Source organism: Marinobacterium sp. YM272 (assembly GCF_050908845.1).
Classification (GTDB): domain Bacteria; phylum Pseudomonadota; class Gammaproteobacteria; order Pseudomonadales; family Balneatricaceae; genus Marinobacterium_D.
In genome coordinates this window covers 3,275,342-3,302,332 of sequence record NZ_CP194171.1, presented here as the reverse complement: position 1 = coordinate 3,302,332, position 26,991 = coordinate 3,275,342, and the positions used below count along the sequence as shown (strand labels likewise).

22 protein-coding genes are annotated in these 26,991 nt (G+C 58.1%); 13 read left to right on the top strand and 9 right to left on the bottom strand.

The window, feature by feature from the left end:
* The first annotated feature begins 4 nt into the window (after nucleotides 1-4).
* The 3 genes from rlmKL (at nucleotide 5) to ACQUQP_RS14700 (ending at nucleotide 4,361) form a co-directional block, all read left to right on the top strand.
* Nucleotides 5-2,128 (top strand): bifunctional 23S rRNA (guanine(2069)-N(7))-methyltransferase RlmK/23S rRNA (guanine(2445)-N(2))-methyltransferase RlmL, encoded by a 2,124-nt coding sequence (gene rlmKL, locus ACQUQP_RS14710; protein ID WP_432695787.1) that lies wholly within the window; start codon nucleotides 5-7, stop codon nucleotides 2,126-2,128.
* A 587-nt stretch (nucleotides 2,129-2,715) separates the two neighbouring features.
* Nucleotides 2,716-2,934: a hypothetical protein gene (locus ACQUQP_RS14705; protein ID WP_432695786.1), complete on the top strand. Its 219-nt coding sequence runs from the start codon at nucleotides 2,716-2,718 to the stop codon at nucleotides 2,932-2,934.
* 218 nt (nucleotides 2,935-3,152) lie between these two features.
* A complete protein-coding gene (locus ACQUQP_RS14700) occupies nucleotides 3,153-4,361 on the top strand; it encodes an ammonium transporter (RefSeq protein ID WP_432695785.1) in 1,209 nt (402 codons plus the stop codon).
* 80 nt (nucleotides 4,362-4,441) lie between these two features.
* Here ACQUQP_RS14700 and ACQUQP_RS14695 read toward each other — a convergent pair whose 3' ends face one another.
* Nucleotides 4,442-5,980: an arylsulfatase gene (locus tag ACQUQP_RS14695; protein ID WP_432695784.1), complete on the bottom strand. Its 1,539-nt coding sequence runs from the start codon at nucleotides 5,978-5,980 to the stop codon at nucleotides 4,442-4,444.
* Nucleotides 5,981-6,469: 489 nt separating this feature from the next.
* Nucleotides 6,470-6,952 carry an FKBP-type peptidyl-prolyl cis-trans isomerase gene (locus ACQUQP_RS14690; RefSeq protein ID WP_432695783.1) on the bottom strand — a complete coding sequence of 161 codons (483 nt, stop codon included), beginning with the start codon at nucleotides 6,950-6,952 and terminating at the stop codon, nucleotides 6,470-6,472.
* A 312-nt stretch (nucleotides 6,953-7,264) separates the two neighbouring features.
* Between ACQUQP_RS14690 and ACQUQP_RS14685 the strand changes: the two genes are divergently transcribed.
* From ACQUQP_RS14685 to ACQUQP_RS14655, 7 genes are all read left to right on the top strand, one after another.
* Nucleotides 7,265-7,828, top strand: coding sequence for a glutathione peroxidase (locus tag ACQUQP_RS14685; protein ID WP_432695782.1), 564 nt, complete (start codon nucleotides 7,265-7,267; stop codon nucleotides 7,826-7,828).
* Nucleotides 7,829-7,860: 32 nt separating this feature from the next.
* Nucleotides 7,861-8,835, top strand: a complete 975-nt coding sequence (locus ACQUQP_RS14680) for an NAD(P)/FAD-dependent oxidoreductase (protein ID WP_432695781.1) — start codon at nucleotides 7,861-7,863, stop codon at nucleotides 8,833-8,835.
* A gap of 128 nt (nucleotides 8,836-8,963) precedes the next feature.
* Complete coding sequence (locus tag ACQUQP_RS14675) at nucleotides 8,964-9,896, top strand: AAA family ATPase (RefSeq protein ID WP_432695780.1); 933 nt, start codon at nucleotides 8,964-8,966, stop codon at nucleotides 9,894-9,896.
* Complete coding sequence (locus ACQUQP_RS14670; RefSeq protein WP_432695779.1) at nucleotides 9,883-10,866, top strand: DUF58 domain-containing protein; 984 nt, start codon at nucleotides 9,883-9,885, stop codon at nucleotides 10,864-10,866. Before ACQUQP_RS14675 ends, ACQUQP_RS14670 begins: the two co-directional genes overlap by 14 nt.
* Nucleotides 10,863-12,860: a transglutaminase TgpA family protein gene (locus ACQUQP_RS14665; RefSeq protein WP_432695778.1), complete on the top strand. Its 1,998-nt coding sequence runs from the start codon at nucleotides 10,863-10,865 to the stop codon at nucleotides 12,858-12,860. Before ACQUQP_RS14670 ends, ACQUQP_RS14665 begins: the two co-directional genes overlap by 4 nt.
* The gene (locus ACQUQP_RS14660) at nucleotides 12,853-13,557 is read left to right on the top strand and encodes a M48 family metallopeptidase (protein WP_432695777.1); all 705 of its coding nucleotides are present in this window, start codon (nucleotides 12,853-12,855) and stop codon (nucleotides 13,555-13,557) included. Before ACQUQP_RS14665 ends, ACQUQP_RS14660 begins: the two co-directional genes overlap by 8 nt.
* A gap of 119 nt (nucleotides 13,558-13,676) precedes the next feature.
* Entirely contained in the window at nucleotides 13,677-15,476 is a 1,800-nt protein-coding gene (locus tag ACQUQP_RS14655) for a methyl-accepting chemotaxis protein (protein ID WP_432695776.1), read from the top strand.
* Nucleotides 15,477-15,484: 8 nt separating this feature from the next.
* On the opposite strand, the gene ACQUQP_RS14650 is transcribed toward ACQUQP_RS14655, so the two are convergent.
* The gene (locus ACQUQP_RS14650; RefSeq protein ID WP_432695775.1) at nucleotides 15,485-16,282 is read right to left on the bottom strand and encodes a response regulator; all 798 of its coding nucleotides are present in this window, start codon (nucleotides 16,280-16,282) and stop codon (nucleotides 15,485-15,487) included.
* A gap of 504 nt (nucleotides 16,283-16,786) precedes the next feature.
* Nucleotides 16,787-19,075: a phosphoenolpyruvate--protein phosphotransferase gene (gene ptsP / locus ACQUQP_RS14645; protein ID WP_432695774.1), complete on the bottom strand. Its 2,289-nt coding sequence runs from the start codon at nucleotides 19,073-19,075 to the stop codon at nucleotides 16,787-16,789.
* Nucleotides 19,076-19,347: 272 nt separating this feature from the next.
* On the opposite strand from ptsP, the gene ACQUQP_RS14640 reads away from it, so the two are divergent.
* Both ACQUQP_RS14640 and ACQUQP_RS14635 read left to right on the top strand, forming a co-directional pair.
* On the top strand, nucleotides 19,348-21,804 hold the full coding sequence (locus ACQUQP_RS14640; protein WP_432695773.1) for an EAL domain-containing protein: 2,457 nt from the start codon (nucleotides 19,348-19,350) through the stop codon (nucleotides 21,802-21,804).
* Nucleotides 21,804-22,025 (top strand): hypothetical protein, encoded by a 222-nt coding sequence (locus ACQUQP_RS14635; protein ID WP_432695772.1) that lies wholly within the window; start codon nucleotides 21,804-21,806, stop codon nucleotides 22,023-22,025. Before ACQUQP_RS14640 ends, ACQUQP_RS14635 begins: the two co-directional genes overlap by 1 nt.
* A gap of 195 nt (nucleotides 22,026-22,220) precedes the next feature.
* Here the strand turns inward: ACQUQP_RS14635 and ACQUQP_RS14630 are convergent, their stop codons facing one another.
* The 3 genes from ACQUQP_RS14630 to ACQUQP_RS14620 all read right to left on the bottom strand — a co-directional run bounded on the left by ACQUQP_RS14630 (nucleotide 22,221) and on the right by ACQUQP_RS14620 (nucleotide 23,359).
* The gene (locus ACQUQP_RS14630) at nucleotides 22,221-22,352 is read right to left on the bottom strand and encodes a hypothetical protein (RefSeq protein WP_432695771.1); all 132 of its coding nucleotides are present in this window, start codon (nucleotides 22,350-22,352) and stop codon (nucleotides 22,221-22,223) included.
* An 82-nt stretch (nucleotides 22,353-22,434) separates the two neighbouring features.
* Complete coding sequence (locus ACQUQP_RS14625; protein WP_432695770.1) at nucleotides 22,435-22,686, bottom strand: GrxA family glutaredoxin; 252 nt, start codon at nucleotides 22,684-22,686, stop codon at nucleotides 22,435-22,437.
* 106 nt (nucleotides 22,687-22,792) lie between these two features.
* Nucleotides 22,793-23,359, bottom strand: a complete 567-nt coding sequence (locus tag ACQUQP_RS14620) for a TIGR04211 family SH3 domain-containing protein (protein ID WP_432695769.1) — start codon at nucleotides 23,357-23,359, stop codon at nucleotides 22,793-22,795.
* Between the two features lie 267 nt (nucleotides 23,360-23,626).
* On the opposite strand from ACQUQP_RS14620, the gene ACQUQP_RS14615 reads away from it, so the two are divergent.
* A complete protein-coding gene (locus ACQUQP_RS14615) occupies nucleotides 23,627-24,436 on the top strand; it encodes a mechanosensitive ion channel family protein (protein ID WP_432695768.1) in 810 nt (269 codons plus the stop codon).
* 43 nt (nucleotides 24,437-24,479) lie between these two features.
* On the opposite strand, the gene ACQUQP_RS14610 is transcribed toward ACQUQP_RS14615, so the two are convergent.
* Nucleotides 24,480-26,657, bottom strand: coding sequence for a sodium:solute symporter family transporter (locus ACQUQP_RS14610; protein ID WP_432695767.1), 2,178 nt, complete (start codon nucleotides 26,655-26,657; stop codon nucleotides 24,480-24,482).
* Between the two features lie 31 nt (nucleotides 26,658-26,688).
* Nucleotides 26,689-26,982, bottom strand: coding sequence for a membrane protein insertion efficiency factor YidD (yidD, locus tag ACQUQP_RS14605; protein WP_432695766.1), 294 nt, complete (start codon nucleotides 26,980-26,982; stop codon nucleotides 26,689-26,691).
* Nucleotides 26,983-26,991 lie beyond the last annotated feature (9 nt).

Below are 26,991 nucleotides of genomic sequence, written 5' to 3'. Positions count from 1 at the left end.
TGAAATGAGATTTTTCGTTACCTGCCCCAAGGGAATAGAGCAACTGCTGGAGCAGGAACTGTCCGCGCTCGGTGCCGAAACCGTAAAGCAGACCGTTGCCGGTGTGTATGCCGAGGGTGAGCTCGAGCTGGCTTATCGCATCTGTCTCTGGTCACGACTGGCCAACCGCGTGCTGCTTCAACTGGTTGAGTCTGAGGTGGAAACGGCCGACCAGCTTTACAGCCTGGTGCAGACGGTGGACTGGCTGGAGCATTTGCGGGCGCTGGGCACCTTCTGTGTCGATTTCAGCGGTAAGAGCCGGTCGATCAACAACACCCATTTCGGGGCTTTGAAGGTCAAGGATGCGGTTGTCGATCAGATGCGTGCAGCTACCGGCAAGCGGCCTACGGTGGAGCGTACCCGTCCGGATCTGCGGATCAACGTACATCTGGCGAAAGGCAAGGCCAGCGTTGCCCTGGACCTCTCCGGTGAGAGTCTTCATCGCCGCGGCTACCGCCAGCAGGCGGGGGCCGCGCCGATGAAGGAGAACCTGGCGGCAGCGGTGCTGATCCGTGCCGGCTGGCCAGAGATGGCGGCAGGCACTCCGTTGCTCGATCCCATGTGTGGCTCCGGTACACTGCTGGTGGAGGGGCTGTTGATGGCAACGGATACGGCGCCGGGTCTGCTGCGTAATCAGTTTGGTTTCAGTTTCTGGCCCGGTCATCAATCGGCGCTCTGGCAGCAGCTGGTGGATGAGGCCAAGCAGCGCCGCACTGCTGGTCTGGAGCGTTGCACGATTCAGGCGTTCGGCTTCGATGCGGATGACAAGGTGCTGAACAAGGCAAAACATAACGCCCGTCAGGCTGGCGTTGACCGCTTTATCAGCTTCCGTCAGCAGGAACTCGCCGGGCTGAAGCAGCCGCAGGGTATCGAACCGGGCCTTGTCATCACCAATCCGCCCTATGGTGAGCGCCTCGGTGAAGAGTCGGAGCTGATGTTCCTTTACCGCTTGTTCGGACAGCTTCTCCGGGCTCACTTTATGAACTGGCGTGTCGGCGTTTTCACCGGTAACCCTGAGCTGTGCAAGGTGATGAAGCTGCGTGCGGACAAGCAGTACCGCATGTTCAACGGCAGCATTCCGAGCCAGTTGTTGATGTTCCAGGTACATGAGCGTGAAGAGCCTGCTGCGACAGAAACCCATAAGCTGTCCGATCAGGCGCAGATGTTCGAGAACCGCCTGCGCAAGAACCTCAAGCAGATGGCACGCTGGCGCAAGAAGGAAGGAATCAGCTGCTTCCGCGCCTATGATGCCGATATTCCCGAATATTCGGTGGCGGTGGACTGCTATGACTCCATGGTGATGGTGCAGGAGTATGCGCCGCCGGCCAGTGTCGATAAGGTAAAGGCGTTTGAGCGTGTGCAGGACGTGATGAAGGTGGTGCAGCAGGTGTTTGAGCTGACGCCGGACCAGGTGGTGCTGAAGCAGCGCAAACGTCAGTCGGGTACGGATCAGTACAACCGTCACGACGAGATCGGTCATTTCTTTACGGTCGAGGAGCATGGCTGCAGGCTGCGGGTCAACCTGCACGACTACCTGGACTCCGGGCTGTTCCTGGACCATCGCCCGGTACGCCGGCTGATCCAGCAGCAGGCCAAAGACAAGGATATGCTGAACCTGTTCTGCTACACCGCATCCGCCAGTGTTCATGCCCTGGTCGGCGGTGCAAAGAGCACGACCAGTGTCGATATGTCTTCGACCTATGTGGAGTGGGCGCGTCAGAACCTGGCGCTGAATGGGGCCGACCCGGCCAAACATCTGCTGGTGCAGGAGGACTGCTTCAAGTGGCTGTCGCGTCCTCGCAAGGAGCGCTTTGATCTGATCTTCATGGATCCGCCTACCTTCTCCAACTCCAAGCGGATGCAGGATGTGCTGGATGTGCAGCGTGACCATGTGCGCCTGATCAAGGATGCCATGGAGCTGCTGCGCCCGGATGGTCTGTTGATCTTCTCCAACAACTACCGTCGCTTCAGTCTCGATTATGAAGCGCTGGAGGCGTTTGCTATCCGCGATATCACGCCGGCGACGCTAGACCCGGATTTCAAGCGTAACTCACGTATCCACTGCGTGTTTGAGATTCGGCACAAGTAAAAATCCACCTGAATGGCAGGTGGCTTTGCATGGAGTTCCCTATAAGGGAGCCTGCGCGATACTGCACTAATGGAGATATCATCCTGCTTAGTGCTCTTCTCAAGCACCGGTTTCGCCTGCTGGCGAGCCAAGGGATTTTACGGAAAATCCCTTGGCAATCCCTAGCCGCCCCTATGGCTTGGTCGGCTACGCCGACTTCCCTGCGCTTCTCGTCTGAAAGAGCGGGACAGGAAACTCGGCTACGCCTCAAACAGCCTGTCCCTTGCCTCTCTTTCAGCCTCCGATGCTCGGCTACGCCAAAGGGGAGAGATTGATGTGCTCAGATAACTATGAGACATCGAGCCCTGTTATCAGTGAGGCACGAAACAGGCTTAGCCCTGACTGACCGATCACCACCTCCATAGCAGGTGGTTTAAGAGCGACGATAAATAGCTGTTGCCCTAAGCAGGCGCTTCTCCACTCCTGAGGGGCGCTTGCTTCATACACTTGCGATCCCTTGTGGTCAGCGGCGTTGTCTCTAGGCCGCAGGTTGGCCGCTGTATCTGAAAACCGTCACCGTTTTTACCCTGGCGCATTCAACCGTCCTTTTGTTGGCTAAGCCTGGTCTGGTGTCTCTGCTGCCAGCGTCTGTCGAGGTGATGATCGCCGTCAGCATTTTGCTCGTGGCCGTGGGGGTGCGCTTGCGCGGTGGGCAGTTCAGCCTTGCCACTCACTTCTTTTTATTCTCCTCACCTGAATCCGGTCGTGGGCTAGTTCGCAGTGTCCGGACCCTGACGCCTGTTAACGGGTGGTCTGGGGTGCACTAATTTATGGCGCAAATATTGCTTATATTGGTGCGCGCTGCTTTATTTTGCATTAAGTCGGTGCCATTTTTTATTTGGCTTGCAGGCGTGTGCCCTCTGAGGTGCAGAAAGACTTCGGTGTGAAAGCAGTGCTGATCGAAAATGAAATAAACGCCCCATAAGAGTGCGAATAAATTCAAAGCGCCCCTTGGTTGTGCGAAAAATATAAGATAGGAGAGACTGTGGATACGATCAACAGTGCGGTAGAAACGCTCACCCAGGGCGCCAATACCCTTTTTATTCTCATGGGTGCGATCATGGTGTTCGCCATGCACGCAGGCTTTGCGTTTCTGGAGGTGGGTACCGTCCGCCGCAAGAACCAGGTCAATGCGCTGGTCAAGATCATGACCGACTTCGGGTTTTCGGCCCTGGCGTATTTCTTTATCGGTTACTGGGTCGCCTATGGCGTTACTTTCTTCACCGATGCCGCGACGCTTGCCCAGGGCAGTGGCTATGATCTGGTCAAGTTTTTCTTTCTGATGACCTTTGCTGCGGCGATTCCGGCCATTGTCTCCGGTGGTATCGCGGAGCGGGCCCGCTTTTGGCCGCTCTTGACCTGCTCAGCTCTGTCGGTGGGTCTGATCTATCCCTTTTACGAGGGGATGATCTGGAACGGCAATTATGGCTTTCAGGCCTGGCTTGAAGCCAGCTTTGGTGCGCCTTTCCACGATTTTGCCGGTTCGGTTGTGGTTCATGCGGTGGGGGGCTGGATAGCACTGGTTGCGGTGTTGCTGCTGGGCATCCGCCGGGGCCGCTACCGGGGCGACAAGCTGGTCGCTTTTCCGCCGTCGAATATCCCGTTCCTTGCATTGGGCGCCTGGATTCTCTGTATCGGCTGGTTTGGTTTTAACGTCATGTCGGCACAGACGCTGGATAGTATCTCCGGGCTGGTGGCGGTAAACAGCCTGATGGCAATGGTGGGTGGTATCGTTGTTGCCACGATATTGGGTAAGAACGACCCCGGCTTTATCCATAACGGGCCGCTGGCCGGTCTGGTTGCGATCTGCGCCGGGTCTGACCTGGTGCATCCTATCGGAGCGCTGGCTATCGGTGGGGTTGCCGGTGGACTTTTTGTCTGGGTATTCACCCTGCTGCAGAACCGCTGGAAAATCGATGATGTGCTCGGGGTCTGGCCGCTGCATGGCCTGTGCGGTGTCTGGGGCGGTATAGCTGCCGGTATCTTCGGCAATGAGTCCCTGGGAGGGCTGGGCGGTGTGTCATTCACGTCGCAGCTGATAGGTAGCCTTGCCGGTATCCTTGTGGCGGTTGTCGGCGCCCTGGTCGTTTACGGCGCAGTGAAAGCTGTCGTTGGGTTGAGGCTGAGTGAAGAGGAAGAATTTAACGGTGCCGACCTGAGTATTCATCGCATCGAGGCCACCTCTGAAGACTGATCGATCTGATGCAAACAGAAAAGCCCGCTCCTTTCGGAAGCGGGCTTTTTCGTGGCCGCTTCGCGAAGCGGCTTAACCGATTAGCGGGTCGCGGCGGCGGACTTGGCGGCTTCGATCGCCTTGTTCACGTCCAGAGACGCAGCTTCCTGACGCGGCGGGAAATCCGCGAAGGTGGCCACGTGCTCGTTCAGCAGCGCGATAATCGGCTGCAGCACCCAACTCTTGCGCATCACCTGCTGGAAACCGATATCGCCGTCATACTGCTCGTACGGGTCTTTTCGCAGGTTGAACAGCTTGGGCATGGTGTGGCTGACCATATCCTCATAGTACTTGCCACCCGGCTTGCTGGCGAAGTGGAGCTTCCAGGGGCCGACGCGCACCGCGGAAAGGGTGGTTTCGTAGTAGTAGAAGATGGAGTTGCGGGCGGATTTTTCGGCCTTGCCTTGCCAGTAATCCAGGTTGTTGTAACCGTCGATCAGCACGTGGTCACGCTCTTTGAGCTCCTCGGAGACATTGGGGCGACCTGCGGCTGCGGCAATGGTGGGCAGAACGTCTTCATGTGAAGAGATGCCGTTCAGCTCCAGGCCTGCCGGGATATGGCCGGGCCAGCGCACCAGGAAGGGCACGCGCACACCACCTTCCCAGGTGGTCATCTTCTCGCCACGGAACTTGGTGACGCCGGCGTGCGGCCAGGAGCTGCTTTCGGGGCCGTTGTCGGTGGTGTAGATAACGATGGTGTTGTCTGCGATACCGAGTTCGTCCAGCTTGTCGAGCAGCTGACCCACGTGGCCGTCGTGCTCCATCAGGCCACTGCCAAAGAGGTCTTCGGCGGAGCTGATCGGCGTCGCCAGGTTACGGCTTTCCTCTTTCAGGTGGGTGTAGACGTGCATGCGGCTCGGCGCGTGCCAGATGAAGAAAGGCTTGTCGGCCTCGGCGGCTCGTTCCATGAAGTCCAGTGAGCGAGCCAGAACCTCTTCGTCGAAGGTCTTCATGCGCTCTGTGGTGAGCGGTCCGGTATCCTTGACGGTCTGCCCGCCATCGGCGGTCGCAAAGGACTCGATGACGCCGCGGGGACCGAATTTTTCAACAAATTCCGGGTTTGTCGGATAGTCGGCCTGCTCCGGTTCTTCGGAGACGTTCAGGTGGTAAAGGTTGCCGAAGAATTCATCGAAGCCATGCAGGGTCGGCAGATGCTGGTCCAGGTCACCGAGGTGATTCTTGCCGAACTGCGCGGTCATATAGCCCTCTTCCTTGAGAACTTCCGCCAGGGTGGGATCTTCCTTCTGAATACCCAGCGGGTTGCCGGGCTGACCGACAGTGGTCAGACCCGTGCGGATCGGCAGTTGTCCCATCAGGAACGCGGCGCGACCGGCGGTGCAGCTGGGCTGGGCGTAATGGTCGGTAAACAGGGCGCCTTCATCGGCGATGCGGTCGATGTTCGGGGTGGGGTACTGCATGCCGTGGCTGTAGGCAGCAATGCTGGTCTGGGCGACGTCGTCGACCATGATGGCGAGTACGTTCGGCTTGTCGGCGGCCTGCGTAAAGCTGGATGCTCCTAGCAGTGTTAAAGCAAATACGCTTGCCAGGCGGCCGTTGCGTTGTTTGGCTGGGCTCTTCATGAAATGCTCTCCTTGTTTAGCACTCAATCAGTGTAGTAAAGGTTCCTTTTTACGTGTTCTGCAATTTTCCGGTTCAGTCCCTTGGAAGGCAGGTCTCTCTCCTTGTTGGTTTTATGCCAGATTAGAAGCCGCTGAACGTTTGTCTTATCCAGAAAGCCGCTGGGGCTGGCTTATATTCGCTCAGGCGGGCGGCTTTGCTTCTCGCGGTAATGATAGCAAGAGCCAATACCCGTTTGGGGAAGGCTACAATCCTTTGATAGTGGAAGGGCGTGCCAGCAGGATAGTCAATATTTTTTGATCTGTGAACGGTGGTATAGCGCTTTGATATAAAGTTTTTGGGAAGGTTGAGATGACGTTGCTTGATGAGGGCAGGGTGACTCCTTACCTGTTGTGTATTAACGACTTTTCCCTTTTTTTACCAAGGTGTCTCTGACACTGGGCACAAAAAAACCCGCAACTCGGTGCGGGCTTTTTAGCTTATGCGGGTGATCAGTGCTCGTGACCGCCTTCGCCGTGTACGTGACCGTGGGACAGTTCTTCCTCGGTAGCTTCACGTACTTCAACAACTTCTACGTCGAAGCTCAGGGTCTGGCCCGCCAGCGGGTGGTTGCCATCCAGAGTGACGTTGTCGCCTTCAACCTTGACGACGGTGACCGGCTGCTGACCCCAGGGAGTCTGAGCCATGAACTGCATGCCCGGCTCAACCACGTCGATGCCTTCGAAGTTGGAGCGATCTACTTCCTGAACCAGTTCTTCACGCACCGGGCCGTAGCCTTCTTCCGGATCGACAGTCACGCTCAGCTTATCGCCGACGTTTTTGCCTACGAGAGCGTTCTCAAGGCCCGGAATGATGTTGCTCGCACCGTGCAGGTACGCGAGCGGCTCCTGACCTTCTGAGCTATCCAGCTTGGCGCCATCGGCATTAGTCAGCGTGTAGTGGATGGATACAACGGCGTTCGCTGCAATCTGCATTTTGTTTCTCCTGTCTTTCTTTAGTGCGTTACCGCACAGACAACCTGCTGGAGCGATGCCGCGACACCAGTTATTCACTGGCCTGGACATTGAACGCGGGGGGTGACTGAGTGGTTATGCAGTGCTCCCGGTATGGGCTTTAAATCGAACCGCCCATGCTAACGACCTGTCCGGTACAGTGCAACAGAAGCGGTGATCGAAGCCGGGGTGGATGGCGTAAAGAGACAAGTGCTGCAACGGAAGTGAAACCAGGGCTAAGACAAAATGTCTTTATGAGATATGTTAATAGTAAGAAAGGAACGGAGAACTACCATGCTGAAGCGGTGGACATGGTTAACATTGGTTTTGGGCGTGTTTGGCGGTGGCTCGAGCCTGGCCCGTGCAGACTGCTCAAATCTGCTGGATTTTGATCTGCCCAAACTGGCGGAAGATACCCGCGTCAATCTCTGCTCGGAATACAGTGGCCAGGTGCTGCTGATCGTTAATACCGCAAGTAAATGTGCGTTCACCAAGCAGTATGAAGGTCTTGAGGCCTTGTATTCCCGTTATCGGGAGCAGGGCTTTGCGGTACTGGGTTTCCCCTCTAACGAGTTTGGTGGCCAGGAGCCGGGTAGTGAGGAGCAGATCCAGAATTTCTGCCGCACCACCTACGGGGTTCAGTTCCCGATGTTTGCCAAAAGCCGCGTCAGGGGAGCAGATGCCGATCCGTTCTGGAAAAGCCTGGTGGCCGCCAGTGGTACAACGCCGAAGTGGAATTTCTATAAATACCTGATCGGCCGGGACGGGCAGGTGATCGATACGTACTCGAGCATGACTTCGCCGGAAAGCCGTACCCTGACGCAGCAGATCGAGCAGGCACTGGCGGTGGAACAATAATTACTAGAGACAAGCGATAAAAAGGATAGGGAATGAATATTAAGCAAATCGCAATAATCGGTAGTGGTATTGCAGGAATGCGCCTTGGAGAGTTACTGACCGGGGCCGGGATAGCCGTCACGGTATTTGAAAAGAGCAGAGGAACAGGGGGGCGTCTGGCTTCCACGCGCCTGGCCGAAGGCAGTGCGGATCTGGGAACAGCGATGATAGAGCCCGGTTGTGCAGAGTTCGAAGCCTGGCTTAAAGCGCAGGGGGCCCGGGAGTGGTCACCGGCGGGCGCCGATTTCAATCTTGAGGCTGGCAGTGCCCCGCAGGGCTGGGTTGGGTTTCCGCGCTCCAGCTCGCTGACGCGAACCCTGGCGGAAAGTGTCGAGCTGACCACGGATACCCGTGTCGGTGTTGTCTGGCCGGATCGTGACGGTGTGCTGCTACGCGATAGCGAAGGGGAGCCGCTGGGCTACTACGATGCAGTGGTTGTTGCTACCCCTGCACCACAGGCGGCGCCGCTTTTGGATGCGGTACAGCGTTTCCGGGTGCGTGCGGATGAGGTAGAGGTGCACCCGGTATGGAGTCTGCTTATCTCGCTGCCTGATCGTCCCGCCCGGCTTGCCGCCGTGGACTGGCTGCAGGGTGAGCATCCGCTGCTGCAGCGGGTGGTTCGCGACAGCAGCAAGCCAGGCAGGGACGGTGAAAACTGGGTCATTCAGGCGTCACAGGAGTGGAGTCGTGCGCACCGGGATGAGAGCCCTGACCAGGTCGCGGACAAGCTGCTGGGCGCGCTGAGTGAAGTCTGTGGTGAGCCTCTGCATCCCTCGTTTCTGCGGGCGCATCGCTGGGCCTATGCCCGTGCGGCGGTGGGGCTTGGCAAGGAGCTTTCGTTGTGGGACGAGCACCTCTGTATCGGCGCCTGCGGTGACTGGCTCTGCGGTGGTGACGTGGAGGGTGCCTGGCGCAGCGCCAACGATCTCGCGGCACGTATTCTGGCCTGTGATTCGAAAGTTGCCTGAACCGGTCGAGTGCTGCAGAATTCTCGCTGGTTCAACAGCTTAGCTGCCGAAGTGGGGCGGAAAAGCCGAGTGGCAATGATTCCGGGCAGCTGTTTTTCGTAACTGTTTACAGGTAACAAGGAGGTCGATTGGCAGATTCGTTGTTGAGGGGGGTTGAAGAGGCGTCCCGTTCGCTGGAAAGGGTTTTGCTGGGCAAGCAGCAACAGATACGGCTGGCGTTGACCTGTCTCCTGTCACAGGGACATCTGCTGATCGAAGACCTGCCGGGCATGGGCAAGACCACTCTGGCGCACGGGCTTGCCCGGGTACTGGGGCTCGAGGATCAGAGGGTTCAGTTCACCTCCGATATGCTGCCAGCCGATATTATCGGTGTGTCCGTCTTTGAGCCGTCCAACGGCGAGTTTCGTTTCCACGCGGGTCCCGTTTTCTGTCAGCTGCTGCTGGCTGATGAGATCAACCGCACTACGCCGAAAACCCAGAGTGCGCTGCTGGAGGCGATGGAGGAGGGGCAGGTCACCGCGGATGGGCATAGTTACCGTCTGCCCAAACCGTTTTTCGTGATCGCAACTCAGAACCCGGTAACCCAGTTCGGTACCTTCCCGTTGCCCGAATCCCAGCTGGACCGCTTTCTGATGCGTATTTCGTTGGGCTATCCCGCACCGGAAGTAGAGCGTGAGCTGCTGCTCGGTGGCGATACGCGCGTCAAACTGAATGATTTGCCGCGCAGTCTTACCCCAAACGATCTGCTTGATGTGCAGCAGCGCTGCAGCAAGGTCCATGCATCCAGCAGCGTGATCGACTATCTGCAGCGGCTGGTGCAGTTTACCCGCGACTCCGATCTGTTCAGTTACGGGGTGTCTCCACGTGGCGCCCTGGCACTGCTGCGCTGTGCGCGAACCTGGGCCTGGCTGGAAGGGCGCGGTCACCTGGTGCCCGAGGATATTCAACAGGTGCTGGAACCGGTAATCGGTCACCGTATCCGGCCCGCCGAAGAGATCGGCAGCCATGCGGGTACCCGTCTGGTGAACGAGTTGCTGGCGCAGGTCGATGTTCTGGGCTGAGCGTCTGCGCGGATCTTCGCTGGCGCGCAGGCTTCGCAACTGGAGTGTGGCGCGTTTTCCGCAGAGCCGGACCGTCACGCTGACCCAGAACCGCATCTATATTCTGCCCACCGGGGCTGGTGTCGGCTTTGGCGTTGTGTTGCTGCTGTTACTTCTGCTGGCGATCAACTATGAAAACAACCTGTCCTACGGATTGACCTTCCTGCTGGCGGGCGTGTTTGTCATCTCCATAATTCATACCTATGGCAACCTTGCAGGTCTGCAGGTGAGTGCGTTGGCCGGACGTCCCTGTTTCCGGGGTGAGAAGGCGGGATTTACCTTGCAGCTGACGGCAGCAGCGCGCAGGGATTACGAGCAGCTGTGCCTGAGTTGGGATGGCGGAACACCGTTGATGCTCGATCTTACCGACGAACGCTCGATCCAGGTTGAACTGTCCTGTAATGCGCCTGAGCGTGGTTGGCTGGATCCGGGGCCGTTGCTGGTTGAAACCCGCTTTCCGCTGGGCCTGTTCCGGGCCTGGACCTGGCTCGATACGGGTCTTAAAACCCTGGTTTATCCCTACCCGGTATCCTGCGGTACGCCGCCACCGGGTGAGGGGGAAGGGGGCGCCGAGGTATCGGCATTAAAATCCCGTGGGCCGGAGGATTTTCAGGGTCTGGCACGTTATGAAAAGGGCGGCTCGCTGCATCAGGTGGCCTGGAAGGTCTATGCACGTGGTCAGGGGCTGCATCTGAAGCAGTATGCCGGTTCTGCCAGTGAAGAGGTCTGGCTGGACTGGGGTCACTGGCACGACGTGGGCGTCGAGGAACGCCTCTCCGGTATCTGCTACTGGGTGCTGGAGCTGCACCAGCGTGAGCAGCCCTTCGGGGTGCGCCTGCCCGGGGTGGTGATAGCGCCGGCCACTGGCGAAGCGCATCGTCTGAGGGTATTGAAGGCGCTGGCGCTGCATGGACGGGAGCCCCAGGCATGAAGCAGATAAGCCGTGCTTCTGTTATCTGGCAGCTGGTGGCTTTTTTCGCCACGCTCGGTCCTCACCTGACCTGGATGCCGATCTGGTTGATCGCGATCTGCATACTGACGCCGGGCATCCGGCTGATGATCTATACCGGCCGCTGGCCGCTGCCCCACTGGAGCCTGAAGCTGGCGCTGATACTGGCGGTCGCGGCCGGGTTGATGGTCACCTTTACGCGGGAAACCGGCATGCGCGCGACGGTGGCGCTGCTGATAGCGGGCCTGGCGCTGAAGCTGATTGAGATCTATCACCGGCGTGATGCGCTGGTTCTGCTGTATGTTGCACTCTTCCTCACCGGCGCAGGCTTCCTGTTCCATCAGTCCATTCTGATGGCGCTTTATGCCCTGATGACGGTAGTGTTTATCATCGCCGCGCTGAACAGCAGCTACCAGGATCCGCTGCGCACTGATCTGCTGCGGCCGTTGAGACGCTCGCTGCGTCTGGTCGGCTTTGCATTGCCTGTCATGCTGGTGCTGTTCATCGTGTTTCCGCGCATCGGGCCGCTCTGGTCCATGCCACTGAATCAGCAGGCCGTCAGGTCCGGTTTGTCGGATTCCATGTCACCCGGTGATATCTCCCGGCTGACCCGTTCCGCCGAGCTGGCGTTCCGGGTCAGTTTTGATGGTCAGGTACCCTCACCGGAACAGCGCTACTGGCGTTCGATGGTGTATAGCTATTTCGATGGCCGTACCTGGAGCCGGATTCCGTTCAGGGAGCAGTACCGGTTGTCACAGGCGACCCTGCTCGATCAGCGGCGTGAGCTTTCTTATGAAGTGATTTTCGAGGCTTCTAACAACCCCTGGCTGGTTGCTCTGGATCAGCCGGTATCGGCGCCCTCCGGTGCCCGGCTGACCAAGGGGAATGCGCCGATCAGAAGCCGCCCGGTGGATCGCCGGATCAGTTATCGGGCGACCTCGGTGCTCGATTACCGGCTGCAGCCGGAATTGAACGCCTATGACCGGGAGCTATACCTGCAGTTGCCGGCACAGGTGCCGAACCCGCGCAGTCGTGAACTGGCCGAAGGGTGGTGGCAGGAAACCGGGCAGCAGCCGCAGCAATTTGTGCAGCGTGCTCTGGGTCTGTTCAACCGTGAATTCAGCTATACCCTCACGCCCCCGGTCCTGTCGGGAGAGATGATTGATGCTTTCCTGTTCGATTCAAAACAGGGCTTTTGCGGGCACTATGCCGGTGCGCTGACCTACCTGCTGCGGTCGGTGGGTGTACCTGCGCGGGTTGTCGCCGGTTATCAGGGTGGTGAGTGGAATGCGCAGGAGGCTTATCTGACCGTGCGCCAGTACGACGCCCACGCCTGGGTCGAATACTGGATGGAAACCGAGGGGTGGATCCGGGTGGACCCCACTGCCGCCGTCGCGCCGGAGCGTGTTAACCAGCAGGCCGACCAGCTGTTTGCCAATGATCCCGCTTTTCTGTCGGATACGCCGCTGGCACGGTTACGCTTTGGGCAGGATAGCTGGCTGGTCGATATCCGCCGTCAGATCGATGCGCTCAACTTCAACTGGCAGCGCTGGGTGTTGAACTACCAGGGGCGGCAGATGGATCTGCTGCAGAGCTTGCTGGGCAAAGTGAGCATGACCAAGATGGCGCTACTGGTGATCATTCCCGTAGCTCTGGTGTTGTTGATTGTGGCCTGGGGTCAGCTGGGCGGTAATCTGCTGCGCCGTCAGGATCCGCTTGAACGCTCGTTGACACGTCTGCTGAGTCGCTTCGAGCGGCTGGGTTATCGTCGCGAGCCCAGAGAAACCCTGCAGGCGTTTTCGCAGCGGATGTCGATCGCCTTCCCGTCCATGGCTGGTGAGTTGCGCGCACTGGCACGCTGCGATGAAGCCATGCGTTATGCCGGCAATACCGGCAGCCGGAAGGCGTTGCTTGCCGCTATCCGCGCCTGTTACCGTGCGCTGAAACAGATAAGGACTCCAGCTGAACGTGAATAGAGAACCCAACCTGCCATTTGATTACCGTGTTGTGCGCAGCCGTAAACGGCGAACGGCTTCGCTGATGATCGACAAGGGGCGCGTCGAAGTACGTGTGCCGGCGCTGGCGGATGAAAGCTGGATAGAAAGCTGGGTGCGCAGCAAGGCCGACTGGGTGCTGCCCCGGCTGCAGCAGCAGACTGATGCGCTGGAGGAGCGCGCGATCAGGATCGAGATGGACGGCCGCTTTTTTCTCCAGGGTCAGGCGTATCGACTGAGATGGAAGCGTGGGCCTAGCTCCGGTGTCGAAATCCGGGATGATCTGGTCGAGGTGACGTTGTCGACACGCATTAGCAGGCCAGAAAAAGAGGCGGTGGCCGAGCGGCTCCAGCGTTGGCTGGTGCGCGAGGCGCAGGAGAAGCTGGCACGGCGCTGCCGGGAACTGGGTCGCGAGATCGGACTAGAGCCGCGCGAAGTCAGGGTGAAAAACTACCGTCGCAAGTGGGGGCAGTGCGATACCAACCGCGTGATCACCCTCAACTGGCGCATACTGCACCTCAAGCCGGAACTGCAGGACTACATCCTGGTTCACGAGCTCTGCCATCTCGCCGAGATGAATCATGGCCCCGCTTTCTGGCGACGGGTAGCGGCGCGCTGCCCGGATTACCGCCTCTATCGGCGCAGCCTGATGGAAGCTTACCCCTTTCTGATATGGTGACTACGACTTTCGGCCAGTTGTGACGGGATGGTTAAACAAGCAGTATGCATCCTGAAACAGTTTTCTAAAAAGTATCTGTTTATCAATAAACTATAAAAATAAAAGGTTCGTAACTGGCTATGGAACTGTACAAGGCGGTCGAACGCCGGTTTTTCAATTCATTGACCCGCAAGATCGTCGGCAACGTGGTTTTCCTGCTGCTGCCGCACCTGGCAATGGTATTGCTGGGGATTCACTACCTGTCCGAGCTGCGCCAGGGGCTTAATGGCCTTGAAACCGATATGGCTGCCCAGGCGCCGCTGCTCGACGCACTCAATGCGTTCTCGTTCGATGCGCTGCTGACCGTCGCTTTCGCGGTGATCGCTGGCGTCGGTACCATCTTCTTTATGCGGCACCTGTTCCTGCGGCCGGTCAGAGAGATCACCAACGTTTTGCATGGCATCAGGGATCGCGGCGGTGATATCTCTGCCACGCTGCCGGCTTACACCTTTGATGAAATCTCCGATATGGCGCGGGCCTATAACGACTTTTCCGACAACCTGAAGCGGATTATTGCCGAGACCCGCAGGCGCTCGGTGAATGTGGCGGTGAGTGCCACCCGGCTGCAGAAAGTCGTGCTCGAAGCGCACGACTCGGCCGAGACCCAGGAGCAGCAGGCGCAGCAGGTGTTCCAGTCTTCCAGTGAGGCGACCCAGGCGATCGACGAGATAGCGGGAACCACGCTGCGCATCAACGAGCAGAACAGTACCAACATGGAGGAGGTGCGTAGCTCCAATGACGAGCTGCAGCGTGTGCTGTCACAGGTGGGGGAAACGCGCTCCCTGGTTGCCAACTTCCAGGATACGGTGGAACAGCTGAAAGAAAACTCTGAGAACATCACGCGGGTCCTCGGCATGGTGCAGGATTTCTCCGATCAGACCAATCTGCTGGCGCTGAATGCCTCGATTGAGGCGGCACGGGCCGGCGAGGCGGGACGCGGTTTTTCCGTCGTGGCGGATGAGGTTCGCGGCCTGTCGCAGAAAGTCAGTCATGCCACCACCGAGATCGAAGCCAATATCGGTCAGATGGCACGATTGGTGGGCGATACCCGCAGCAGCGCCCGGGAGATCCTCTCCGGCATCGAAAATACCGAAGCGTTTATCGGTGAAACCAGCACCCAGTTCCAGAAGCTGGTGCAGGATTTCGAGGTGGTGAACTCCCAGCTGTCCGGTATCAGTGCCGCCATCGACGAGCTCTCCTATACCAATAAAGAGTCCCACGGGCATGTGGCCCGGATCACCGAACTCTCCAGCGGCATCAAGGGCGAGATGCAGGAGTCACGCGAGTTTTCCCGCCAGCTTGAACTGTCCACGGAGGAAACGCAGGAGCTGCTCTCCCGTTTCATCATCGGCTTTGGTGGTTTCGAGGATATGTTGCTCACCGGCCGACTCTGGGCCCAGCGTACCGAAGAAGCCCTGACTGAACTGCAGGGCAGGGGACTTAATCTGTTCGATCAGCAGTATCGTCGGCTGAACGAAGGTCAGAAGCCGGAAAAGTTCGAAACCAGTTATACGCGGGCCTATGAGCCGGTGATGCGCACCCTGTTCGACAGCTTTATCAAGGATCGGCCGGAGTTTATCTACGCCATAGCGGTGGATACCAAGGGCTATGCAGCGGCACACCATTCCAAGGTCTCCAACCCCATGACCGGTGATTTCGAGGTCGATAACCTGAAGAGCCGGCAGATGCGGATTTTCGCCGGCAACCGGGCCGAGAAGCGCCGCGCAAGCCACACGTCTCCGTTTCTGCTGCAGACCTTTGTTCGCGATACGGGCGAGGTACTTAACGACCTTTCAATACCGCTTTATCTGAACGGCAAACACTGGGGTGCCCTGATCATGGGCTTCGATCCCCGGTGTCTGCTGGATGAAAAAGCCTAGCGGCTGAGTTAGAGGTCGCGGTCAGCGACCAGTTGCTGAATCAGCTGTTTCATGACGTCGTAGGAGAGGGGCTTTGAGCAGAGTGCCGACACGCCGGCACTCTGAATCGCGGCCAGTCGGCTCTGGTTCTGTTCGGAGGTGATCATCATCACCGGCACGGTGGGCTGGGAGCTGTGGTTGCGAATATGATCCACCATCTCCAGGCCATCTATGTTGGGCATGTTGTAGTCTGAAACCACCAGGTCAAACAGCTGCTCATCAAGGTATTTCAGCGCTTCGGCACCATCTTTGGCTTCGACCACGGTTTCGATACCGGCGGAGGTCAGGATCTGGCGAACAAACTTGCGCGATAGGCCGCTATCATCCACCAGCAGCACCTGCATACCCTCGAACAGGGTATCTGCATCCTCCTGCTGTCGGTCGCTGATGTAATGCATGGTGCCCTGCAGCGCCCGCATCAGGTCGTTACTGCTGAACGGCTTGGGAAGAATGGCGATTGCCCCCGCCTGACGCACCGGCTCAAGGTAGCGGTAATGGGTTTCGGTGGATACCAGCAGAAAGGTGATTTCAGCGAGATCCGGTCGTTGCCGCATCTGCGTAACCAGTTCGGTACCGGTCATATCGGGCAGGTGCATCGATGACATGACGATGTCGGGCTTGACTCTTTCCATCCTGGCAAGTGCCGGTGCAGCGGAATCGAAGGCTTCGACGTCCTCAATACCTAATTGGCGCAGGGCATCGATGATAATGTGGCGCTGTACTCTTGAGGGTTCGATGACCTGTACCAGAAGCTCGTCTAGGTTCATAACAATCAATTCTGTGTGGTTTGCAGGTTAACTGTGTTACTAAACAGACAGATATGCAGCCATGTTATCACGGTTTCGTTTTTGTACGAGCCGGGCTCTGACGCCTTATCCAACAAACACTCCCGCCTGTCTTAACCTTGTTCAGGAAACTGTTCAGCTAAGGTTCATGTCGATTTTGCTTTACTGCCTGTCCGTGTCGACAGTCTGTACCGGAGCAGCACTGTCCTCGAAGCGGTCAGGACTTAAAGGCGCCATCTTTCAGGGCGCCGGGTTAATGGATAAATGACCCGAGCAAATTTTCACTTCATATACTTATTCCAGGGCTGCCTACGGGTGGCCTTTTCTTTTACCTGTTGCTGAATTTCCCTGTTAAGTATGCCGCTGGCCCGGCTCTCTCCCTGCCTGGTGGTGTGCAGCTAAACGTATGGGTGGCTGTTCTTTAGTCCGCATAGTCACCAGGTTGATGCCTGGCTGCAGCGCCGGCTGTGGTGCAGCGGTTGGCGATCAGGTTTCCGCCTCCGAAGGTGGCTGACGGCCATCTGTAGACCAGCCAAGCCGCTCCAGTACCGGTTCAAACAGGGCGCGAATCTGACTTTCATCGGTGCAGTCGCGGGCCTGTTCCAGAATGGGCAGCAGGTCTGCGCGCCGCACAGAACGGATCAGCAGCTTGATTTTCGGGATGTTGTAGGCACTGAGGCTGAGGCTGTCGTACCCCATGGCTACCAGCATCAGGACGGCGACCGGGTCTGACGCCATCTCGCCGCAGAGCGAGGCGGGCAGTTCAAGGCGACGGCAGGTGTCGATAATCTGTTCCAATGCCACCAGCATGGCTGGATGCATGTTATCGAACAGGCTGGATACGCGCGGGTTGTTGCGATCGACCGCGATCAGGTACTGGGTCAGGTCATTGGAGCCCACCGATACGAAATCGATATGCGGTGCGAGCTTGGGCAGCAGCAGCATGGCCGAGGGTACCTCGATCATCATGCCAAGTTCCGGCAGGGGGACCTCGATGCCGTCGCGCTTAAGCGCATCCGCAGCCTTGGCGATCAGCTCGCGAACAGCGATGATCTCATCCACCCGGCTGATCATCGGCACCAGCACTTTCAGGTTGCCGCATTCCGCATGGGCGCGCAGCATGGCGCGGATCTGGGTAACCAGCAGCTGGGTGTTGTCCAGCGTGAAGCGGATGCCGCGCCAGCCCAGGTAGGGGTTGCTTTCGTTGATCTCGAAATAGGGGAGCTGCTTGTCACCGCCGATGTCGAGGGTGCGCATGGAGACCGGGTAGGGAGAGTAGGCCTTGAGGACCTTGACGTAAATGCGGTACTGCTCCTGCTCCGTGGGGAAACTCGCGTGGACCATGAACGGTATTTCCGAGCGGTAGAGACCGACCCCCTCTGCGCCTCGCTCAAGCCCCGGTGTCGCGTCGGCCAAAAGACCTGTATTGGTCAGCAGGCGTATACGTGTGCCATCCAGTGTTTCGGCGGGCACATTGCGTAACCGCTCCAGTCCGCGCATAAAGCGGTTTTCCTGGGCGATCATGCGCTTGTATTCGTTGAGCAGGGCCAGCGGCGGATTGAGCACGCACTCCGAACGGTTACCGTCCACGATCACTTTGGCGCCACGGTACTGTTCCAGTTCCACCCCTTCGATGCCCATGACGGCAGGAATACCGAGCGCATTGGCAACGATGGCCGTGTGTGACAGCGTCGAGCCGGAGGTGCAGATCAGGCCGCGGATCCGCTCCAGCGGAAAGCTGGCAAGGTCGGCGATGCTGATCAGCTCGCCGCCCAGGATCAGTTCTTCGTCCGGTGCTTCAAGTACCTGCTGGTCGCGCTCGAGCAGCTGATTGAGGATGCGCTGACCGATGTTGTGAATATCCTCGCTGCGCGCCTTCATGTAGGGGTCTTCAGACTGCTCGAACGCGGAAGCCATGGTGTCGATAGTCTGTTTTAACGCCCACTCTGCCGATGCGCCTTCGCTGATCAACTGCTTCACGCCGTTACAGAGTTCGGGGCTCTGCAGCATCAGCTGGTAAACGTTAAACAGGGCGCTGACATCGGAGGGAAGGTGCTGGCCCAGCCGTCCGGAACCTGATTCCAGCTCCTCTTTAACGGCATCCAGAGCCTCGGCAAAGTCACTTTTCTGCTGCGCCGGGTTGCTGGTGATTGATGATTTGATCTCTGCCAGGGAGATCTGCGGATGGACCAGCCAGAGACGGCCGCAGCCAACGCCGGGGGCGCCCTTGACACCGCGGTAGCGGCGATAGGGGGTGGATTCCTGTACATCGGACATCCATTCACCGTCGCGGTGCAGCTGATACAGGGTGCTACCCAGCTGAGAGGCGACAGTGATCAGGAACGCCTCATCCTCTTCGCTGAACGGTTCCCGCTGGTGACCCTGAATCACCAGTACACCGACCAGTTTGCGCAGATGCAGCAGCGGCACACCGAGGAAGCGGTGGTAGGCCATTTCATGGGTTTCGGGAATGTAGACGAAGCGGTCGTCGGCGGGGGCGTCGGCCAGGTTGACGGCACTCAGCGATGCGGCGATGTGGCCAACAAGACCTTCGTTGATCGCCAGGTGTGCATGGCCGACTGCTGTCGGCGCCAGGCCTTTGGTGGCCGCCAGTATCAGAGAGTCGCGCTCAGGTGTGCAGAGATAGATACTGCAGACTTCAACCTTCATCAGCTCGCTCAGGCGTTGAACGATCGTCGACATCATCGCAGTAGGGTTTTGCGTGCGCGCAATCTGCTCGACCAGGCTGGTTAGCGTACTCAGGGGATGGTGCATGACGTTGCCGGCTCCGTGCGCAGGTTTTCCGATCCCCCGATAATACAGCATTTTCCCTGCGTTTGAGGAACTCAACAGAGCCCTGAGGATAGAAATAATGCCGGCGGCATACCTGTATTCACAGGTGGTGGAACTGTTACAATTGGGCCACTCTAACCTTGGTCTGTGCTGTTCGGAGTCGCCCTGCCGCACCAATGAATATCGAAGTAAAAAATAGCCACGACAGGGTTGTCGTTCGAATTTGCCAGACCGATGTCGTGTGCTGTTCGCCCTTGGACACTCTCGACACTGCGCTAAAGGTTATGGCCAGTCGCGGTATCGGCTCGGTCCTGGTCTGCGATGCCAACAAGCCGATCGGCATTCTTACCCGTCGCCAGGCGATGGGCTGTTGCGCGCGCGGGCAGAATCCGTCCAGTGTTTCCCTCGATGAAGTGATGTCGGAACGTCTGCTGCTGGTTAAAGCCGATACCAGTATCGACGAACTGGGTGTCGAACTGATGACACGCCGGCTGCAGCATGCGGTGGTTGTTGACGATAATGAGCGGTTGCTGGGTATTGTCAGCGAAAGCGATATCGTCAACAGTCAGGGGATCGAGCATGATCTGTTCCTGCGCAGCGTCGGCGACATAGCGCCGGCACGGTCGCTGTTGCTTGATGAGCAGCTCTTTATGCGCGATGCGATTCAGCAGATGCGCACGCGGGAGCAGAGCGCGGCGCTGATCCGCTCCGCCGATAAAAACTACATTCTGACTGAAACCGATATTATCCGGTTACTGGCGTCCGGCGATGATCTGAACCGGCCGCTGAGCAGTTTCAACCTCTCCGAGCTGGTTGCGATTGACGAGAGCATCAGCCTCTATATTGCACGCAAGATTTTCCGCCGCCACGGCTTCAGACATCTGGGCCTGACCGACGCCGATGAGCGCGTGACCCGGGTTCTCTCCTATGCCGATATCCTGCGCAGTGTTGAGCGTGACTACGTTGCCCGGCTGCGGGAAAAACTGGCGGATCGTAACCAGGCGCTGCAGCAGTCGATGCACAATCTGCGTTTGATTGAGCGTGTTATCAATGCCTCCATGGAAGGGGTGCTGATCACCGACGCCGCTGGCGCAATCCAGAGCGTTAACCCCGCCTTTACCGCCATTACCGGGTATGAAGCACACGAAGTCGTTGGTCGTAACCCGAAGCTTCTCAGCTCCGGTCGCCATGATCGCGAGTTTTACCAGAATATGTGGAACTGCCTCAGGCAGGAGGGCGCCTGGCAGGGCGAGATCTGGAACCGGACCAAAAAAGGCGTCGTATTTCCCGAGTGGCTGAGCATTACCGCGATCACCGATGATCTGGGCGAGGTTACCCAGTATGCCGCGATTTTTCATGACCTGACCGAAGCCAAGCGCTCGGAGGCCAGGTTCCGTCAAATCGTTCAGTTTGATGACCTGACGCAGCTGGCCAACCGCAAGCTGTTTTCCGACCGTCTGGACATGGCGATCCATTATGCCGGTGAGCAGGAGCAGAATTTTGCGGTGCTGGCGATCGACCTGGATATGTTCAAGCGCATAAACGACCGCTTTGGGCATGACGCCGGTGATGATGTCATCCGCACCCTGGCGAAGCGCATAGAGGGGACGCTCAACTCCGACGATACCGTGGCGCGTCCGGCCGGTGACGAGTTCGCCCTCATCCTGAGCGATATCAGTGAGGAAGCGCTGGCGCAGCGGATTGAACATCTCTCCCGGGTGATATCGACGCCTGTACTGGTGGGCAGCAGCGAGATCCGCATTACCGCGAGTATCGGTGTGGCGATCTATCCCACCGATGCCGAGTCGGTGGAGCAGTTGATGCGCGCCGCGGATGCGGCCATGCATCATGCCAAAGATTTGGGTAGAAACGGCTGGGCCTACTTTTCCAGTGAGATGCATCAGCGGCGTCAGTCACGCTACCTGATCGCGGCGCAGCTGCACCAGGCTGTGCAAAACGATGAGCTGGCGCTGGTCTACCAGCCCAAGCTATCTCTGGTTAATGGCGAGGTTGTCGGGGTGGAGGCGCTGCTGCGCTGGCATAACGCCGAACTGGGCACGGTGCCGCCAGACCAGTTTATCCCGCTGGCTGAAGATAACGGCTTGATCCACGGTATCGGTGACTGGGTGCTGGAAACGGCGATTGCCCAGGCCCGACGCTGGCAGCTGGCCGGGCAGCCGCTGCATGTAGCGGTCAACCTGTCGGCCAGACAGTTCCAGCGCGAAGGGCTTGTGGAGAATATCAACCGGTTGCTGTCCCGATATGGGCTGGAGCCGGGGTTGCTCTGCGTCGAGCTGACGGAAACCTGTTTTCTGCATAGTGCAGAGCAGACGGCGGAAGCGCTGCTGGCGTTGAGAAAAAGTGGCGTCCAAGTCTCGATCGATGACTTTGGTACCGGTTACTCGAGTCTGAGCTACATCCGCACCATGTCTCTCGATCAGCTCAAGATCGATCGCAGCTTTGTCTCTAATCTGACCGAGGCGGAGCGGGACCGGCAGCTGGTGAGCGCCATGATCGCCATGAGCCAGGCGCTTGGACTCAAGGTCGTTGCCGAAGGGGTGGAAACTACCGAGCAGCTGGATATATTGCAGCAGCTGGGATGTGATGAGGCGCAGGGCTTTTTGATCTGCCGCCCCGTGGCTGCCGAAGAGCTCGAGAAAGTGTTGCCTGAGCTGGTTCGTCCAGACTGGAATTCCCCTGGAGAGGCGTGATGAAGAGTTATCTGTTTACCACCAATAACGGTCGCGGTGGCGTGATGCTCTGCGATATCGATACCCTTGAAGAGGCAGTGCCCTACCTGAAAAAACGCTTTGATGGTGTCGTACGCATCGAGCAGGGGCTTGAGCTGTGGACCGAGGAAGAGGGGTTTGGCGAATTCAAGCCGCTGGACGTGGAACAGGCGTTGGCGAGTGCCGAATCGTCCGGCAGTTAGGCGGCAGGCGCGCTGAGTTCCGCTCTTCGTATGAAAAAAAGCCCGAGGCGTTAGCGCTCGGGCTTTTTTATCGGCTGTTACAGCAGGTGTTTGGTCCAGAAGATTCTCTTCGAGGCCTTCCGTCCAAAAGGTTTCGGTCAGAACCGAGGATGAGCAGGTCGGCCCGTACAACAGAACAGGGCGGAAAAACCTATATCAGCGGCGCCGGCGTCGAGGCTCGTCTTCAATGCGGATCCGTATGGGGGCTGGTTTTGATTGCTCCTGCAGCAGGAACCAGCCGGCGCCGGCAACCGCGATCGAGGCCAGAACTACCAGTGTTGTCAGCATTGTAAGTCTCCTCTCTGGTCTGGGTAGTCGCCGCTTTAGCTGGCGACTCAAGACATCTTATCAGGCCGAGCGCCCGGGCGAATCAGGCTGACTCGCTCAGGGCTTCTTCGATATATGCCGCAAATTCAGTATAACCGCCTATGTGCTCCTGACCACAAAAAATTTGCGGCACCGTCTCCACCGGTTTGCCGACAGTCTTTTCGAGATCTGCCTTGCTGATTCCCTCAACATGGATGTCGATATAGCGGTAATCCAGGTTCTTGATCTTGCAAAGTTCCACGGCGCGTTTGCAGAAGCCACAGCCTTCACGGCCAAAAATAGTGATACGTTTCATTAAGCTCTCCATTCCTAATCCTTAAAGTCGGTGATTATTTAACCGTCCAACAGTCCGGGTTGGAAATGGAAAACATCAATGATTACGATTGGCTGGCGCTATCGGATCAGAACCAGTCATTGCGCGGTTTGCGGCGCTTGGGCAGGTAGGGCACGAGCAGGCCCAGCAGCACGCCGCCGAGGGCGACCAGGCCGCCGTGGGTCAGCCAGCGGATCAGGTTGGACTGATCCATATTGCTGATCTGTGTTTTCAGCGCGGCGATCTCCTTCTCCAGCTCAACGACTCGGGCACGGCTTTCCTGGCTCTCCTGGGTGCGCGTCTGCGCGGCCTGCTCCAGTACGGTGATCTTCTGCTGTTGCGCATCGATACGTTTTTTCGATGCGGCCAGCTCGGATTCAAGCTCGGGAAGATGGATCAGGTCGCTGACGCCGGACGCCACGAATGCCTCGGGAACCCAGCCGACACGACCGCCTTCGGTTTTGATCTGGATATAATCGTCGCGACGGTCAAGTATCTGAACCGCTTCGCCACTGGTAACACGACCATTAATGCGGTACTGGTTGCTCGGCCCGCTGTTCATAAAGACATAAACGTCGTCGGCGATGTGTGCGGATTCGGCCGACGCGAAGGTTGATAGGCCGGAAAGAAGGGCGGCAAGTAACACTTTTTTCATACAGCTGTCCGATAGTGGTCCAGGGTGGGTTTCAGGTCGTCTGGATAGGCTGAATTCGACTGCGGCTAACGCTTGAAGTTCACCCTAAGTTATCAGGGGGCGAATACTAACATAGTCAGGCAGCGCAGGCGTCAGGCTCAGGGCCTCGGTGCGATTGACTTTATTTGGCCCCACTATCATTCTTCTCCTGTTGATGCGGGCAGAGTCGCTCGTAACCCTTCGTAAAATATGCCTTTTATGGGCATTCAAGGAATCGAGGATCTTTAAATGGAAAGTTTCTGGGATCTCTACGTGGTGCCCTGGGCGCTGAATATCGCTTTTGCACTGGCGATCTTTTTTGTCGGGCGCTGGATTACCAAGCGCCTGGTTAACCTTTGCGGACGGCTGATGCGCCGTGCCAAGGTTGATGAGATGCTGATCAATTTCGTCTCATCGATCATCAGCGTATTGTTGTTGCTGTTTATTATCGTTGCCGCCCTGGGGCAGCTGGGGGTTGATACCACTTCTCTGATCGCTCTGGTGGGTGCCGCCGGTCTGGCCGTCGGCCTGGCGCTGCAGGATTCGCTGAAGAACTTCGCGGCCGGCGTGCTGCTGATTATCTTCCGTCCGTTCCGCGAAGGTGATTTTGTCGAGGTGGCCGGCATTGCCGGTATTGTTGAGCACGTGGCGATCTTTAACACCGTAATGCGCACCGGCGATAACCGCGAAGTGATTATCCCGAACGGAGGTATCTACTCAGACGTCATCACCAACTACTCGAAGCGCGATACCCGCCGCGTGGATATGGTGTTTGGTATCAGCTACGACGATGACCTGCGCAAGGCCAAGAAGATCCTGATGGATATCCTGATTGCTGACGAGCGCGTACTGAAAGATCCTGAGCCGGTGGTCGTGGTTGCCGCTCTCGCCGACAGCAGCGTTAACTTCAACGTGCGTCCCTGGGTCAAGACCGCTGACTACTGGGCTGTGCTCTGGGATGTCACCGAGCAGGTGAAACTGCGCTTTGATGAGGAAGGTATCACTATTCCGTTCCCGCAGATGCAGATCCATCGCAGCGAAGCGGAAGCGTCAGATTAAATAGATCTTTGAATGTTCAACGGCGCCTGCGGGCGCCGTTTTATTAACTACCGGGCTCTATATTCCCGATCCGTTCCCTGAGCTCTGCATTTTCCTGCTTCAACCGCTGCGCTGTGACTCTCAGATCGAAATTCTGCTCGTACTGCACTTCAAGGCGCTGCTTGATCCGTTCCAGTTTGTCACGCTGCCCGGCGTTTTCCTTCTCCAGTGATTCTACCTGCTGCTGCAGTTCGACCAGCAGGCTGTAGCCATCAGCGTCTGCGTCGCTATTTTCGGCCCTGGCTGGGCGTATTTCGCTGACCAGGTGGCTGTATAGCGCCTTGAGGTCGGTCGACTCCCTCTCCGTGTAGTGAATCTCTTCGACTATCGCACTGTGGGCCGCCGCAGCGCCGATGGAGCCTGCCAGCAGGTGCTCGAGCATACGGTGGAACTCCATCAGTTCGATGATCGTAATCTGCTGCTTGCCGCTGATCTGGAGGTCAGCCTTGAGCTGATCGAGGCTGGAGTCCACTTTGCCGGGAGGCAAATAACGGGTCAGGATGCGGCGCGCTTCCTCCCGCTTGGGGCTTAGGTTGATATAGGCATCGAGTCCGGTTGGGCGGGCGCGGTTAAGCAGCGGGTTGCCGCGCATGCACTTGAAAAGCTCCTTGGCCAGCTGGCGCTCTTTTTTACCGGCTTTGCAAAGCAGGCTTAGCAGAATAAACGTGAGGCTGTTCAGGCTCAGTGACCAGAGCACGCTGTGACTCAACGGCGGCAAGGAAGCGATGCCAAACAGCTGCTGGGGACGCAGCAGTTCGTAGCCGAGTGGACCCTGGGTCAACAGTTCACCGCTCATCCACCCCTCGCCGATAAAAGCAGGGATCAGCAGGGTGTAAAACCAGATGGCAAAGCCGACCATCAGGCCCCAGAAGGCGCCGCGGGCGTTACCCCGGCGCCAGAACATGCCCAGCAGCATCGCCGGTGCGAACTGCAGCACGGCGGCAAAGGAGATCAGCCCGATCGACACCAGGATGTAGGAGTCGGTCAGGGCGCGGGCGGTAAGGTAAGCCAAGGACAGTATGATCAGTACCAGCAGCCAGCGCATCTGCAGCAGGTAACTGCGCATGCCTGACAGGGAGCGTACTTTCTCGCACACCGGCAGCAGCAGGTGATTGGATGCCATGGTCGCCAGCGCCATGGTGGTGATGATAATCATGCCGGTGGCGGCCGCGTAACCGCCGAGAAAAGCGGTCAGGGTGAAGAGCTGACTTTCTGCCTGCTGGGGGATCAGCAGCATAAAACGATCGCCCTCCGTGGCCGGCAGGCCAAGCAGCAGACCGGCCGCTGCTACCGGTATGACGAACAGGCTGATCAGCACCGCGTAAAGCGGAAAGCTCCAAGGCAGGGTGCGCAGGTGCTGGGGATCGCTGTTTTCCACCACCGCCACGTGAAACTGGCGCGGCAGGCAGTGAATGGCGGCAAAGCCAAGCACAATAAGGGTCAGCCAGCTGACCCCGGTATCTGGGCCCGAACCCAGACTCAGCAGTCGCTCGAACCCCTGCTGACGCAGCTGGACGAAGATGTCGGTGGGGCCATCGAACAACTGGTAGGAGATAAAAAGACCGATAGCCAGAAAGGCGACCAGTTTTACCAGGCACTCCGCCACCAGTGCTGCCACCATGCCCTGATGGCGCTCCGTCGGATCGAGCCGGCGGACGCCGAACATAATCGTAAAGAGCACCATCAACCCGGTCACCAGGGTGCCGCCAATGTTCCAGTCTGCACCCTGTTGAGCGCCGCTTGTAATCACGTCCAGTGCATCAATAATCGCCTTCAATTGCAGCGCGATGTAGGGGATCAGTCCGATCAGGGCGATGAGCGTGACCAGGGAGGCGATCCGTTGTGAGTGGCGGTAACGGGTCGACAGAAAGTCGGCGATGCTGGTGATACGAAACGCCTCTTTGGCTCTCACCATGCGTGTAAAGGTGAAGCCGGACAGCAGCATGCCGATGATGGCGCCTATATAGATGGCGAAGAACTGCAGTCCGTATGCGGCGGCGAAACCGACGCTGCCGTAGAAGGTCCAGGAGGTAAAGAATACGGCCTGGGAGAGGGCATAGACCCAGGCGGAGTTGAAGCGTGTCCGGCCCGTGGAAATGCGATGTTCGACCCACTGAGCCAAGGCGAAGATCAGCGCCATGTATGCCAGAACCGTCAGCAGAACGCTAACCGGAGAGAACATATGTCAGATATCCTGATGCCTGAGCTTCAGGTCAGTATCGGTGCTGCCCGGTCTGGTTGCAACCGCACTTGGTGGGTGGGACGGGGTCGATGCCGCCTTCGCTGAACGGGTGGCAGCGCAGGATGCGTCTCAGCGCCAGCCAGCTTCCTTTCAGGGGACCGTGGCTGCGGATCGCCTCGATGGCGTAGCTGGAGCAGCTGGGGTAGAAACGGCAGTTGCTACCGAGAAACGGGCTGATCAGGTACTGATAGGCGCGAATCACCAGGGTCAGAAAACCGACCAGGAGATTGCGGGCTGCAGAGGCTATTCGTTTGGGTGTGATCATCGTGACACA